A 13,841-nucleotide genomic window follows, 5' to 3' on the forward strand; every position below is an offset into this window, starting at 1 on the left:
CCCGGCAACGGGCAATGCCACTGCAACCCTCAACTTATGTTATCCCAACCTGTGACTGTTATTCGGCGCTCTACGGAGCGCCCTTTTTTTATGTAAATTACAGGCGGTTAAGCGATGTAAAACGTTTACACTCGCCGGATTATTTTTATTGACAGATAGTTAACATCTTTGTGATAAGCATCACATATGCAAATTTTCATAATGACGAAAACAAAATACAGAATAACACTCCCACCCTCGAAATATTACATTACTCTAAAGATGAAATCGGGCGAGTAACAAATATGAAAGTATATAATTTTGATAAAGTTATTTCACGCGACGGAACCTATAGCGCTAAATATAATAACAAGGGGCGTGAAATCATCCCTCTATCTGTAGCTGATATGGATATCCCGGTAGCTGATTTTATGGTTTCTGAATTATCAGTCGCAAATCAGAAAGGTATCTACGGTTATACATTATTAAGTGATGACTGGCAGCAAGTGACAGCACAGTGGTATCAACGCCATTACTCGTGGAAGGTCAACCCTGAACACATTGTTTTTTGCCCACGAGTGGTACAAGCCGTTTCATTATATATCCAGAATTTTACCCAACCGGGAGATGCTATTGTCAGCCTGGCACCAGCCTATCATCCTATTAGCCATGCAGTTGAAGTCAACCATAGAGTATTGCTGGAAAGTGCGTTGCTTTATCGTGACCGCTCCTATGAAATAGACTTTGCGGATCTCGAAGATAAGTTTAAAACGGCTTGTTGTTTCATTCTAATATCGCCGCATAATCCAACAGGAACAATCTGGTCAGAAGATAATCTAAGAAAAATAGCTTCATTAGCAGAGAAATACAACGTTTTTATTATTTCTGATGATGTTCATGCAGACTTCAATTTCATCAAAAAACAACATCAAACAATTTCTTCGATAAGTTCATACGTTGCACAAAACTCATTTATTTGTACATCTCCGGCAAAAACATTCAATATGGCCGGACTTGAAATCGCCAATATTGTTATTGCTAATGATAAGTGTCGAGAAAAGTTTAAATCAGCTCTTATTGCAGCAGGTATCCATAATCCTGGTTATTTCTCTGTTCCTGCATTTCTCTGTGCTTACCGCCATGGTGATTCTTGGTTAGCAGCATTAAAAGATTATTTAGCCGAAAACAGGAGCTGGGTTCAATCCTTTTGCCAGACTCATTTTCCAGACTGGGTTTTAGCCTCTGGTGGCGGAACTTACATGTTGTGGATTGACTACCGAGCGATGAACATCAGCGAAGAACAGCTACGCCATTGGTTTGTTTCGCTCGCAGGTGTTGAGATGAGTTGGGGATCAGATTTTGGCGATGAAGGACTTGGTTTTTTCCGTGTGAACATTGCCACGCCGAGAACCATTCTTAAAGAAGCATTTGAACGGATTTATCAGAGCATACCCTACACTAAAGGAGTTTCCCTCCATGAATAATAACAATACTCCAAGAACACCAACTCTGGTGGAATCAATGTTACCGATACTGGCGATGGTCTTATTGCTGGGGGTCGGTTATGCGGCTTTCGATCTACCACCTGAGCCATTAATGGTCCTTTCGACCGTCATTGCGGCACTATTGGTTAAGCGTTTGGGGTACGGCTACAACGCAATCCTTGAATCAATTTCGCAGAAAATCGCCAAAACGATGCCCGCTCTCTTAATTTTGATCAGCGTGGGCCTACTGATTGGGACATGGATGATAGGCGGCACTATTCCGCTGATGATTTATTACGGCCTTAATCTGATAAACCCTTCAATGATCTATGTGACAGCCCTGCTTGTCACTGCAGTCGTCTCTGTGTGCACAGGAACATCCTGGGGCTCAGCGGGCACAGTCGGTGTAGCGTTTATGGGCGTGGCCATCGGAATGGAGGCTAATCTGGCAGCAACTGCTGGCGCTATTGTGGCAGGAGCTTACTTCGGGGACAAACTGTCTCCCCTTTCTGGTGACACAAACCTGGCAGCGATGGCCGCCCAGATAGATCTCTATGAACATATCGCTCATTTACTTTACACAACCCTTCCTTCCTTGATCCTTTCTGCTGTTGTCATGACTCTCTATGGTATGAATGGCGATCTCGGCGGCTCAACCGTTCCCGATAAAGTTCAGTTAATTACAGAGGGATTAAAGGGTATTTACCATTTTAATTTGTTGTTACTGTTACCCATTGCTATTGTCCTGTACGGCTCGATTACCAAGAAACCAACCATTCCAATTATGTTAGTTTCGGCACTGGTTGCCATGATCAACGCCAGCGTCATTCAGGGTTTCACTCTGCACGATATTGTAAAAAGCGCCGTAGACGGATTTAACGTTTCAATGCTTGCCGATAAAGATGTTAATCCTCTACTGGGTAATTTGCTTAACCGTGGTGGCATGAACTCGATGATGAGTACGCTGCTGATTTGTTTCTGCGCCCTTTCATTTGCGGGAACATTGGCTCTGAGCGGTGCTTTAGAAGTCATTGTCCACAACCTACTTAAACTAGTTCATTCCACAGGAACCATGATTCTTGCGACTATTGCCTGTGGTTTAACAATGATTAGCGTGACCTGTAATGGTCAGATCTCAATCCTGATTCCGATTGAAATGCTACGAAGCGCTTATATTGAGCGTGGGCTACACCCAAAAAATCTGGCAAGGACAGTAGAAGACTCTGCCACCATATTCGAGCCGATTCTGCCCTGGACTGCGGCGGGAGCCTACATGGCAGGTACGCTTGGTGTTGCAACATTAAGCTATCTTCCGTGGGCGATTCTCTGCTGGAGTGGCATTTTCTTTGCGACGTTATGGGGTTTCACTGGTTTTGGCATTGCTCGCTTATCCAAAGAAAAGCAGCAACAGCTCATGATGGAAGCAGCAAATGAAAGCAAGTAGTACCAGCCTGATTAAGATATTTGCCAATAATTAACTACGTCTACACGCCGCAGCCCGATTGCGGCGTGTTGTCTTTTACTCTCGCTTCAGCCGTTTGGAATTACACAGCCACAGGGTGATCACCAGCAGCAGGATCGCTGCAGAATAGATCAGCACATCCATCGGCGCTTTATGATCGACGATGATCAACCGCACAATCGCGGTGATCCCGATATAGACAAAGTAGCGCAACGGAAAGTGAAACCCTGACTGAAAGTACTTCACAATCAACGCGATAAATTCAAAGTAGAGGAAGTAAACCACCAGCCCTTCCACCAACTCATACTTGCTGGTTTGTTCCGGGGCGAACAGCACGTCCGCCAGATGCAGCGTTTCTTTCCCGAGGAATACAACCAGGATCAGGCCCAGACTCAGCAGTCCCAGATTCAACACGGTCTGTAAAATAGTGGAGATAAACTCCACGCGCGGACGAGATAGCGACGTCATAGCAGCACCTCTTACTCAGTGGCGAGGTTCCTGTATAACGCAAAAATGTGACAGAGATCTACATTTTTTGTTTATATTTTGTGCAAGAAAGGTCAACGGAGAATGATGAATGCCACGATACATTTCACAGGATGAATTATGCAGCTAAGACAATCCGCTGTCCGCAACGTTACCTGCGGTGAGAACGTGGTGATTTATGAACCTGCCAATCTCTACGATTGCACATTGGGAGACAACGTTTTTGTCGGACCATTTGTTGAAATCCAGGGCAGCACGCAGATTGGCGCAGACAGCAAAATTCAGTCGCACACCTTCATCTGCGAATATGTCACCATCGGTTCCCGCTGTTTTATCGGGCATGGCGTGATGTTCGCCAACGATATGTTCCGCGAAGGAAAACCCAACGCCGACCGCAACAGTTGGGGAAGAATTACGATTGGCGACGATGTTTCGATCGGCAGCGGGGCGACCATTCTGGCGGTCACTGTCTGCGATGGCGCGGTCATCGGCGCAGGAAGCGTAGTGACCAAATCAATCACCGAGAAAGGCGTGTACGCGGGAAACCCGGCAAAATTATTGCGTCGCCTGTAACTTCCCTGATGACGGCGTAAATACCTTATCCGGCCTGCAATACAGGCTCTTTGTAGGCCGGATAAGCGTAGCGCCATCCGGCTGGCAAACGGCTCGATTACCGAAAATTCACGCTGCGATCGCTGGTCATATCGTACAGACCAAACTTACGCCCAAGCTGCTGACCGCCATCACGTGTTAACGGCGTCCAGCCAATCGCCGCACGGCTGCGGGTCGGACCAGACGAGAACAGATCCAGCGGCACGGAAACGTACACCCCTTTAGTAAAATCACCCTCGCCATACTCATCCGGCGAGGCGTTAGTGATAGTCGCATAACCACCCACCACGACACCGCTGTCGAAGCGTTTGGCGATCTCCAACGTTCCGCCCTTATCCCCGGCCAGATACTGACCCACGCTGGCTTTCACCAGCACATCCTGGGCGAAAGAAGGATTCCAGTACGCGGTCAAATGCCCGGTCTTCACGCTGTAGTCGGTGAATTTCATCATGTCCTGCGCGCTACGCCAGTCACGCTGTTTCACGTAGTTGGCATCAACACCAAACGCCCAGTTGCTGTCCAGCGGACGATACAGCACTTCTGCCCCCGCGCCGCCGTACATGGTCTCCAGATAGCCGCCGTACACCTGTCCGTAAAAGCCGTTGCCGAGTGACTGGAAGTAGTTGGCCTGCAGGTTATTCACGTAAACATCGTTTTGCACGTAATCACGTACATGGGTACGCACACGCGGCAAATGCGAATCCTGCGGCGGGTTGGTGTAGTTAAACTTGTCATAGTTATTGGCGAGGTTGGCGAACAAACTCCCGGTGGTCAGCAGATGATCGGTCACCCACCAATCCGCCGTACCCATCACGCCCAACTGATACATATAGAAATTTTCCGGGCCACCCACCGACTGGTTTAGCACCGGATCGATATGGAAATCGAAGCGCGACTTATCAATATACCAGCCCTGCTCGGTCGTTTTCGGCACCATGGGCTCCACGCGTTTTTGCGCCAGTTGAGTCTCATGGCCCAAGGGCTCGCCTTCCAGATGGCGCTTGAGGCTGGAAACCTCTGTTTCGGTCGTCACCTGCGGCAAGTTAAGGCGATTTTCCGTAATACGGATCGTGCGGATCCCGTCAGGAAGATCGTTCATCACGATCCGGTTGGCACGCTCGATCCCCTCGCGCGAATCACGGTATTTCACCTGTTCGCCTGTTACATACAGCGTATCGCCCTGCACCTGGATTTTAGGATCCACCAGCCCGGCATTGTATTTCAGCAGCGTTAGCTGATTCGCCACTACCGAATGTTGCAGGATCGCATCCTGCGGCTGCGGCTGATACTTCGGACGGGCGTTATCGTTATAGTTTGGTCGCAAATCGTTGAAGTTAGTCCGCAGCGTGAACCCAAACATAAAGGTGTTCCCGCGCTCATAGCTGAGGTTAACGTCGGCCCAATCGGTGACGCGATAAATAGCGCCGACGTTAAACTTGCTCTTCTGATCCAGCTTGCCCGCAAAATCCTGCTGGTAATTATTACCCTCATACTCCAGTTTCAGACGCAGCGGCTGCCAGGGTGTCTGATATTCCACGCCGCCAAACAGCGACGCCGGGCCGTGGAACATCTGGCTGCCGTCAATGGAACCCGCCTGCTTGTAACTGTTATCGCGATGACAGAATTTATCGCTGTATGAGCAAAACGGATTGCTGACGTTGCCGCTGGTCCCGAGGTATCCCCAGCCAAGACCGAGTGAGAAATCAAACGGTCCCCAGGCTTTGTTTGCCACAATATACTCCGCATCGAACAGGCCCGTTCCGCCAATATCGCGCGCACCTACCGCCACCTGCGGCATCCAGTAGCTCTCTTCCCACAGACGTAGTTTGAGATCAAAAGCTTTATCCTTGTATGTCTGATCGCCAGAAAACGACTCGACGCTGCTGTATTTTTTAGTACGCACATCGGTGTAGCGCAGCGTGGTTTCCAGCCACGGGAACAGTTGTACCGACGCAGAGTAATAGCGGTACTGATCGTTATCGCGGTAGTTAAGGCTCATTTCGCCCTCACGCGCCATGCGTGCGGTTGGGGTTTGCAGCAGCCCCACGCCGCCAAAATCGGACTGGGAAGGACCAATCGGCGCAGGATACGTTTCACCGTGACAGGCCGCACTGATACCCAGCGCCAACAGGCTGAGCAGATAAGTTTTTCTCATTATTCGGGTATCCGCTGGGTAAGGGTGCGAAGAATGTCGGCATTGATTTCATCCGGGGTGCTGCTCCAGACAGAGTCCGACAACCCGACAAAAATGATGCTGCCGGGCATCGGCTCAATGTGACGTTTGTTCCAGTAGGCGACCGGTACTTTTTGTGTGCGTCCGTCGGGATAGACAACCCAGGCGTAGCTACGATCCGCGCCGCTGAGCCGATGCTGCCCATCGAGATAGCTGGCAACATCACGTCCGGGTATAAACGGCTGTTTACCTGTGTGGCTTAGCAAACCCAACAGCGTGATATCCGTGGGCTGCGGTCCGACCCACAGTGTGTAATTACCCTGCAACGGCGGGTTGCCTGGCTCACTGGTACGCACTACATCCGGGTCGAGATTAATCGTCTGTCTACCGGCCACCTTCAGCGCCTGAATTTGCTGGCGTAATGCGTTGATAGCGCCAGCATCCTCACCGCTTGCTTCAGCGCTCAACGTCGCCAGACGAGCCAGTAATGCCTGCTGCTGACGTTGTGCCTCAGTTGTTGCCCGCTCTTCGCTGATAACCGCGCCTGGCCACCAGCTATTGCTTAACCGCGGCTGTCCAACCAGGTCGAGCAGATGTTCAGCCCCGGTCAGCATTTTTGCTTCTGTGCTACCTGTCGTAATCACTTTTACGCTGCCCGCAGCAAAAACAGATGCCGCGCACAGGCTGAATGTCAGCGCAGTAATCATTTGTTTCATCATGGTTTTGCCGCCTTAATCAGCGTGGTTTTCACCGGGAAGAAACCTGCGCCAAGATACTGTTCCGACTGGCGAATCATGCCGTCACTGTCTACCCAGTAGCGGTTATGCCAGCGCGTTTGATCGGTGGTGACCTCTTCATCAAGGATCCGTACCGGCGTGTTATCGCTGCCGACTTTGATGGTGTCTGCGCCATCCCATGTGAAAACCGAGCGCGCGGTGGCATAGCGTACCTGCTGATGTTCAGTCCAGCCCATCGTGCGGGTCCACGTTGTGCCGTCGACTATCTGATTTGGCTTGATGAGCGGGTCTGTCGCCAGATTATTCACCTCGATTAGGTTGTCCCCGCCAAGGTGCGTTTTCACAATGCGCCCATGCTGCGTGACGAGAATAGCCCGATCCTGAGTCACCCATTTCTGCTGTCCGTTTTCTGCAAACGCGAGTACCACAAACAGTTGGGGACCGCCGTTGAGCTGCATGTACTGGCTGGCGTAAGGCATGTTTTGAATTTCATCGTCCGTCATCTGTACGCCGGGAGTACCAAACACGCTATCCCACAGCGAATGACCCAGCCCTTCGGTAGTGGCTGAGCACGCCTGCAGTAGCAGGCAAACCATTATGATCGCTGGTCGCTTCACGACGTTTCTCCGCATTATTGCCGGGTGGCGCGACGCTTACCCGGCCTACAAATCCCACAGACTTTTGGCAATTCCAAAATAACCACACCGAAGTGTGGTTAGAATTAAACGTACCTTTATTACTGGGTACTGGTGGTTGTGGTGGTTGTGGTTCCGGTATTAGAACCATCGCCGCCGCCGGTCGCCGCCAGGGCAACCCCCACCGCAGAACTTACGGTGCTCACGCTGGTTGCGGAGGAACTTCCTGCCGAAACCGACGCGGCAGCCGACCCTGCAGCCTCACCCACCTGAACGGGGGCGGCATAGACAGAGGTCGCCGCAAGCGCAGATATAGCCCAAAGGCCATACAGAACTTTTTTCATCACAAATTCCCTTCATTGTATGAATGGAGATTTACCCAAAAGAATTTCGGGCGAGATCGAGTATACACAAGCGAAGTTTGTAAATTAGATCGAGAGGGAATTTAGGATAATTAGATAACGAGAGAAAATATGATTAACAACAAATAATAAAAACAACTTAATTCAAAGAGTTAAAATATAATAATAAAAACACAATACCCGGTAAATCTGAAAATATCAGAGGCAGGATAACGTTGATTGAATTATTTTAGGATTAAGCTCAATTAAAGAGTGAAGTAAAAACGTAGATATCCTGGAGTAATCTTATAAAAAAGCCGATATTAATATCGGCTTTTTTATTTCATTAATGCCGGATGGCGGCGAAACGCATTATCCGGCCTACAGGATATGTGCCAGTAGGCCGGATAAGCGCAGCGCCATCAGGCGCGCCAGGCTTTGTAACGGTTAATCAACCCATTAGTAGAAACATCATGGGAAGAAACAGTTTTATCATCGTTCAGCTCTGGCAGAATGCGGTTCGCCAGCTGTTTGCCCAGCTCAACGCCCCACTGGTCAAAGGTGAAGATGTTCAGGATCGCGCCCTGAGTGAAGATTTTGTGTTCGTACAGCGCAATCAGCGCACCCAGGCTGAACGGCGTGATTTCGCGCAGCAGAATGGAGTTCGTTGGACGGTTACCTTCGAACACTTTGAACGGCACAACGTGCTCAAGCGTAGCCGGATCTTTACCCTGGTCGCGATATTCCTGCTCAACCACTTCACGAGATTTACCAAAAGCCAGCGCTTCGGTTTGCGCGAAGAAATTAGACAGCAGTTTCGGATGGTGATCCGACAGCGGATTGTGGGTGATTGCCGGCGCGATGAAATCGCACGGCACCATTTTGGTACCCTGGTGGATCAGCTGGTAGAACGCATGCTGGCCGTTAGTACCCGGCTCACCCCAGATGATTGGGCCAGTCTGGTAATCCACCGCATTGCCGTTACGGTCAACGTATTTACCGTTGGATTCCATGTTGCCCTGCTGGAAGTAGGCCGCGAAACGGTGCATATACTGGTCATACGGCAGAATCGCTTCGGTTTCGGCACCGAAGAAGTTGTTGTACCAGATACCGATCAGCGCCAGCAGCACCGGCAGGTTTTTCTCAGCCGGGGTGGTGGAGAAGTGTTTGTCCATCGCATGCGCGCCGGAGAGCAGCTCAACAAAATTGTCGAAGCCTACGGACAGGATGATGGACAGGCCGATTGCAGACCACAGGGAGTAACGACCGCCAACCCAGTCCCAGAACTCGAACATATTGGCTGTATCAATACCAAACTCGCCAACCGCTTTACCGTTAGTGGAAAGCGCTGCGAAGTGTTTGGCTACGTGCTTGTTGTCGCCAGCGGTCGCCAGGAACCAGTCGCGCGCGCTGTGGGCGTTGGTCATGGTTTCCTGGGTGGTGAAGGTTTTGGAAGCGACCAGGAACAGCGTGGTTTCCGGGTTCACTTTTTTCAGCACTTCGGCGATGTGCGTACCATCGACGTTCGACACAAAGTGCATGTTCAGGTGATTTTTATACGGACGCAGCGCTTCGGTCACCATGAACGGGCCAAGGTCAGAACCGCCGATACCGATGTTTACTACATCAGTGATGGCTTTGCCGGTATAGCCTTTCCAGCTTCCGGAGATGATCGCTTCAGAGAAAGATTTCATCTTCTCCAGTACCGCATTCACTTCCGGCATCACATCTTTGCCGTCAACGATGATCGGCGTATTGCTACGGTTACGCAGCGCCACGTGCAGCACGGCACGGTCTTCAGTACGGTTGATTTTCTCACCGGAGAACATGGACTTGATGGCACCCGCCAAATCGGTTTCTTTCGCCAGATCCTGCAGTTTAGCCAGCGTCTCTTCAGTGATGCGGTTTTTGGAGAAATCCACCAGCATCAGATCGTCAAACGTCGCGGAAAACTTAGTGAAACGATCGCTATCTTTCGCGAAAAGATCCGCGATAGTAACGTCTTTCATTTCTTCAAAGTGTTTTTGTAGTGCCTGCCAGGCTGAGGTCTGCGTTGGATTGATGTTTTTCATTAGCAATACTCTTCTGATTTTGAGAATTGTGACTGAGATCGATTGTAACGCCAGTCACAGAAAAGTGTGATTGTTTTAATGCCATTGCCAGGGCATCCGCCAAACGTGGCTAAAAAGTATAGCGGTTATCAGCGTTGTTATTAGTACCGTTACTCAACGCAGTTGCAGCATGAAAAATCCGCATAATCCCAGCGTTGACAGTGCAAGCTACACATTTTATTTATAAATACGGTATTTGCATTTGCGCCTGCACCGGTTTTCGTTCTGCCTTATGTGCCATGGTCGCTCTATTCATTCCCTGACACGAGGTAGTTATGACTGATGTAGTTGTCTCCAAGTTTGGTGGTACCAGCGTGGCGGATTTTGATGCCATGAATCGCAGCGCTGATGTAGTGCTTTCTGATGCTAACGTCCGTGTGGTGGTACTTTCCGCTTCTGCGGGAATCACCAACCTGCTGGTCGCACTGGCTGAAGGGCTGGAGCCAACCGCGCGCTTCGAAAAACTCGATGCCATTCGTCAAATTCAGTTCAATATTCTGGAACGCCTGCGTTATCCAAACGTGATCCGTGAAGAGATCGAACGTCTGCTGGAAAACATCACCACACTGGCAGAAGCGGCGTCACTGGCGACCTCAACCGCGCTGACCGACGAACTGGTCAGCCACGGTGAACTGATGTCTACCCTGCTGTTCGTCGAGATCCTGCGTGAACGCAACGTGCAAGCGCAGTGGTTTGACGTGCGTAAAGTGATGCGCACCAACGATCGTTTTGGTCGTGCAGAACCCGACGTCACGGCGCTGGCTGAACTGGCAACGCTCCAGTTGGCCCCGCGTCTGAGCGAAGGTCTGGTGATTACTCAGGGCTTTATCGGCAGTGAAGGCAAGGGCCGCACCACCACGCTGGGACGTGGCGGCAGCGATTATACCGCCGCCTTACTGGCAGAAGCCCTACACGCAACGCGCGTTGATATCTGGACCGACGTTCCCGGCATCTACACTACCGATCCACGCGTAGTTCCGGCTGCACAGCGTATTGATGAAATCGCCTTTGAAGAGGCCGCGGAAATGGCGACCTTTGGCGCGAAAGTGCTGCATCCGGCAACCCTGTTGCCAGCCGTACGTAGCGATATTCCTGTGTTTGTGGGCTCCAGTAAGGATCCAAAAGCAGGCGGTACGCTGGTATGTAATAAAACCGCGAATCCACCGCTGTTCCGGGCGCTGGCATTACGCCGTAAGCAGACGCTGCTGACACTGCATAGCCTGAATATGCTGCACTCTCGCGGCTTTTTGGCGGAAGTGTTCGGCATCCTGGCACGCCACAATATCTCGGTCGATTTAATTACCACATCCGAAGTCAGCGTGGCGCTGACGCTGGATACCACTGGTTCAACGTCCACCGGCGATACACTGTTAACACAGTCTCTGCTGATGGAACTGTCTGCCCTGTGTCGGGTTGAAGTGGAAGAAGGCCTGGCGCTGGTGGCGTTGATTGGCAATGACCTGTCCAAAGCCTGTGGCGTGGGTAAAGAGGTGTTCGGCGTACTGGAGCCATTCAACATTCGAATGATTTGCTACGGCGCGTCCAGCCATAACCTGTGCTTCCTGGTACCCGGTACTGAAGCCGAGCAGGTGGTACAGAAGCTACACCATAATTTGTTTGAATAAGTAGACGTCAACGCCCGATGGTTCTTAGGCCATCGGGCATTTTCACCGCATCACCGTGCCATATAGCAGCCTGTCCAATTCCCTCACATCCCCTTCCCGGCTGTCTGGTAAGGTTGGCGGGATTTCTCCTCTCTCCAGTTCGGCGCGGATAAACGCATGTAACAATGGACGACGCGGACCATACTCAGCCTCACCTGACCGCTGTTTGCGCGCCAGCAATTCGTCGATTTCCTGACGCAATGGCGCATCCAGTTCACTTCCCGCCAGCAGGTCGGCAAAACGCATCGGCGGTACGCCCTTGCCCGCTTCCACCCAACGCACCGCCAACAGGGGTCGCAGAACGTAGAAGTACTTCTTCAATCGCACGTCGTCACCTTGCAGATAGCCACGGAAGTTTTTCCGCGCCATCGAGTAGTAGTGCCAGCGGGCACGTAGCGGAGAAAACCATTTGGGCACCAACGCTTTCAGCGCCGAAACGGTCACTTCATCCTGCTGATAGACAACTGGCGAATCCAGCCACTCGATAAGCGTCGGGTTTGCGCCTTTGAGTAACCCCAGCGCCTTGCGCCATTCCCAGCCGCACACGTCCAGCTCATCATCTATCGGCAGCTCGATAACATCGCGAGGCGCTTCGACCCGCAGATACCATTCAGGGGGATGAACATAGAGAAATCGCACGTCGTAGTCGCTGTCCGGCGAGGCAAATCCCCAGCCACGGCTGCCGGATTCACAGGCATACAGCACCCTGACGCCATAGCGCTGCTCAACCTCTTTTAGCTGGCGCAATACCCTTTCACGCATTGCGCCGTCCACTGTGTTGTAGCTCATTATTCTTATCCTTTTATGTTCACAAGACCGTGCAGCACCTGATCCAGGCCCCCGAACACCGAGATTTTATCGATACGCTCAGCAACTCTTTCGAGGGTTTCCAGTTCTTTTAAGCGCAGCGCTACCGGGTTGTTTTCCATCACTTTTGCCGTATTTAACAGCGATCGCGTGGCGGCAGTCTCTTCACGACGTCGGATCACGTTGGCCTGGGCGGATTTTTCCGCTTCAACCAGTTGCGATAAAATAGCCTTCATATCGCCGGGCAGGACAATATCCTTCACCCCCAGTGAAGCCACCTCAATACCAAACGGCGTCATACGGGCTTTCACCTGCGCGCTCACCACTTCATCGATCACCTGCTTATCTTCCAGCAATTCGTCCAGCGTGCGCGTTCCCACCGCTTCACGCAGCGCAAACTGCAATTCACGGTAAAGGTGATCCAGCGGTTTAGTCAGTTGACCAAATGCCAGCAACACATCGCTATAACGCCAGTTCGCCGCCAGGTTTAAACGCAGGTTGGCCTTATCTTTGGTCAGTATCTCCTGGCCGCCAACCTCCAGCACCTGCAAACGGGTATCCACCACTTCCGCTTCAATCAGATGGTTTACCTTCCAGTATGCGGTTAACCCCGGCAGCAACAGCGCCTGAGTTTCACCATCAATTTTCAGTACACCGACGTGCCACGCCGGGACCTGCACCGTTAAGATAGCTTCACGACCTTTCACCGCACCGCTGCGACGTGGCTGTAATACTGCGTTCATCACGTCAACAGGAACCAAAACCTGACGTGTATCCATCCGTACCAGCTTCAGCGCTTCATCGGCCTGCCAGTACAGACGGCGCGTTGCCGGTGGCAAAATTTCCTGCAAGACGCCGTTCACATACAGCGCACCTGCTTCAGTATCGGTTAAATCAGCCACCACACAGTACTGCTCCACCCATGCAGGCTGGAAGCGACGTAAATACTCCGCGAGCGCTTCCGGAATTTCGCTGCCATCGGTATTGATTACCAGAACGTCCGGAGTGTTAAACCATGGCAAACGGTGCTCACCTGCATTCAGTACCTGATAGTAATCACCCTGTCGGGATAACAGGCCAAGCTGGCCTTTACGAATAGTGATTTTTTTCATCATTTTTTATTCCTTATTGTGAGTCAGGTGCGGGTGCAGGGGCGAAGCGACAGGGGAATTCCTTTTTGCCTGTCACACGGCATCATTACCGGCAGCCTGTTCTGGAGCGTGCTAACTGCGCATCACTCCGCTTTATTTCTATGATTAACAACCAGTTTTCATTCGGGGATGAAATTGGGAATCGAACCCACTGTGTGTCATCGGCTGACGGAACACTCCCGGAAAACAGCCTGTGCCG

At 51.1% G+C, this 13,841-nt stretch carries 12 protein-coding genes; 4 read left to right on the forward strand and 8 right to left on the reverse strand.

The features are described from left to right. Positions 1 to 284 precede the first annotated feature (284 nt). Both SK39_RS09955 and nhaC read left to right on the forward strand, forming a co-directional pair. A complete protein-coding gene (locus SK39_RS09955; RefSeq protein WP_032948311.1) occupies positions 285 to 1,463 on the forward strand; it encodes a MalY/PatB family protein in 1,179 nt (392 codons plus the stop codon). Then, a complete protein-coding gene (gene nhaC / locus SK39_RS09960; RefSeq protein WP_032938203.1) occupies positions 1,456 to 2,907 on the forward strand; it encodes a Na+/H+ antiporter NhaC in 1,452 nt (483 codons plus the stop codon). Before SK39_RS09955 ends, nhaC begins: the two co-directional genes overlap by 8 nt. Positions 2,908 to 2,982: 75 nt before the next feature. On the opposite strand, the gene psiE is transcribed toward nhaC, so the two are convergent. Then, positions 2,983 to 3,393, reverse strand: coding sequence for a phosphate-starvation-inducible protein PsiE (gene psiE / locus SK39_RS09965; protein WP_003031674.1), 411 nt, complete (start codon positions 3,391 to 3,393; stop codon positions 2,983 to 2,985). A gap of 138 nt (positions 3,394 to 3,531) precedes the next feature. On the opposite strand from psiE, the gene SK39_RS09970 reads away from it, so the two are divergent. Continuing rightward, positions 3,532 to 3,984, forward strand: a complete 453-nt coding sequence (locus tag SK39_RS09970; protein ID WP_032938205.1) for an acyltransferase — start codon at positions 3,532 to 3,534, stop codon at positions 3,982 to 3,984. Positions 3,985 to 4,081: 97 nt separating this feature from the next. Here the strand turns inward: SK39_RS09970 and SK39_RS09975 are convergent, their stop codons facing one another. From SK39_RS09975 to pgi, 5 genes are all read right to left on the reverse strand, one after another. Continuing rightward, positions 4,082 to 6,178, reverse strand: coding sequence for a YjbH domain-containing protein (locus SK39_RS09975; protein WP_048216967.1), 2,097 nt, complete (start codon positions 6,176 to 6,178; stop codon positions 4,082 to 4,084). Continuing rightward, positions 6,178 to 6,915, reverse strand: coding sequence for a capsule biosynthesis GfcC family protein (locus SK39_RS09980; protein ID WP_032938208.1), 738 nt, complete (start codon positions 6,913 to 6,915; stop codon positions 6,178 to 6,180). The genes SK39_RS09975 and SK39_RS09980 overlap by 1 nt, the downstream gene beginning before the upstream one ends. Continuing rightward, the gene (locus SK39_RS09985; RefSeq protein ID WP_032938210.1) at positions 6,912 to 7,550 is read right to left on the reverse strand and encodes a YjbF family lipoprotein; all 639 of its coding nucleotides are present in this window, start codon (positions 7,548 to 7,550) and stop codon (positions 6,912 to 6,914) included. Before SK39_RS09985 ends, SK39_RS09980 begins: the two co-directional genes overlap by 4 nt. 119 nt (positions 7,551 to 7,669) lie before the next feature. Next, positions 7,670 to 7,912 carry an exopolysaccharide production protein YjbE gene (gene yjbE, locus SK39_RS09990; RefSeq protein ID WP_003826562.1) on the reverse strand — a complete coding sequence of 81 codons (243 nt, stop codon included), beginning with the start codon at positions 7,910 to 7,912 and terminating at the stop codon, positions 7,670 to 7,672. Between the two features lie 419 nt (positions 7,913 to 8,331). Continuing rightward, on the reverse strand, positions 8,332 to 9,981 hold the full coding sequence (gene pgi / locus SK39_RS09995; RefSeq protein ID WP_003031668.1) for a glucose-6-phosphate isomerase: 1,650 nt from the start codon (positions 9,979 to 9,981) through the stop codon (positions 8,332 to 8,334). A 314-nt stretch (positions 9,982 to 10,295) separates the two neighbouring features. Here pgi and lysC point away from each other — a divergent pair, with 314 nt between their 5' ends. Further along, the gene (lysC, locus tag SK39_RS10000; RefSeq protein WP_003031667.1) at positions 10,296 to 11,645 is read left to right on the forward strand and encodes a lysine-sensitive aspartokinase 3; all 1,350 of its coding nucleotides are present in this window, start codon (positions 10,296 to 10,298) and stop codon (positions 11,643 to 11,645) included. Positions 11,646 to 11,687: 42 nt separating this feature from the next. On the opposite strand, the gene SK39_RS10005 is transcribed toward lysC, so the two are convergent. Then, entirely contained in the window at positions 11,688 to 12,473 is a 786-nt protein-coding gene (locus SK39_RS10005) for a nucleotidyltransferase domain-containing protein (RefSeq protein ID WP_032938213.1), read from the reverse strand. 5 nt (positions 12,474 to 12,478) lie between these two features. Next, complete coding sequence (locus tag SK39_RS10010) at positions 12,479 to 13,606, reverse strand: slipin family protein (protein WP_048216968.1); 1,128 nt, start codon at positions 13,604 to 13,606, stop codon at positions 12,479 to 12,481. Positions 13,607 to 13,841: the final 235 nt, after the last annotated feature.

Source organism: Citrobacter sp. BIDMC107, from assembly GCF_001037575.1.
Taxonomy (GTDB): Bacteria; Pseudomonadota; Gammaproteobacteria; order Enterobacterales; family Enterobacteriaceae; genus Citrobacter; species Citrobacter freundii.

Coding starts and splice junctions, on each gene's coding strand:
- SK39_RS09975 (WP_048216967.1), bottom strand. CDS start 6,178: ATGAGAAAAACTTATCTGCTCAGCCTGTTGGCGCTGGGTATCAGTGCG.
- SK39_RS10005 (WP_032938213.1), bottom strand. CDS start 12,473: ATGAGCTACAACACAGTGGACGGCGCAATGCGTGAAAGGGTATTGCGC.
- pgi (WP_003031668.1), bottom strand. CDS start 9,981: ATGAAAAACATCAATCCAACGCAGACCTCAGCCTGGCAGGCACTACAA.
- nhaC (WP_032938203.1), top strand. CDS start 1,456: ATGAATAATAACAATACTCCAAGAACACCAACTCTGGTGGAATCAATG.
- psiE (WP_003031674.1), bottom strand. CDS start 3,393: ATGACGTCGCTATCTCGTCCGCGCGTGGAGTTTATCTCCACTATTTTA.
- SK39_RS09970 (WP_032938205.1), top strand. CDS start 3,532: ATGCAGCTAAGACAATCCGCTGTCCGCAACGTTACCTGCGGTGAGAAC.
- SK39_RS09955 (WP_032948311.1), top strand. CDS start 285: ATGAAAGTATATAATTTTGATAAAGTTATTTCACGCGACGGAACCTAT.
- SK39_RS10010 (WP_048216968.1), bottom strand. CDS start 13,606: ATGATGAAAAAAATCACTATTCGTAAAGGCCAGCTTGGCCTGTTATCC.
- SK39_RS09980 (WP_032938208.1), bottom strand. CDS start 6,915: ATGATGAAACAAATGATTACTGCGCTGACATTCAGCCTGTGCGCGGCA.
- lysC (WP_003031667.1), top strand. CDS start 10,296: ATGACTGATGTAGTTGTCTCCAAGTTTGGTGGTACCAGCGTGGCGGAT.
- yjbE (WP_003826562.1), bottom strand. CDS start 7,912: ATGAAAAAAGTTCTGTATGGCCTTTGGGCTATATCTGCGCTTGCGGCG.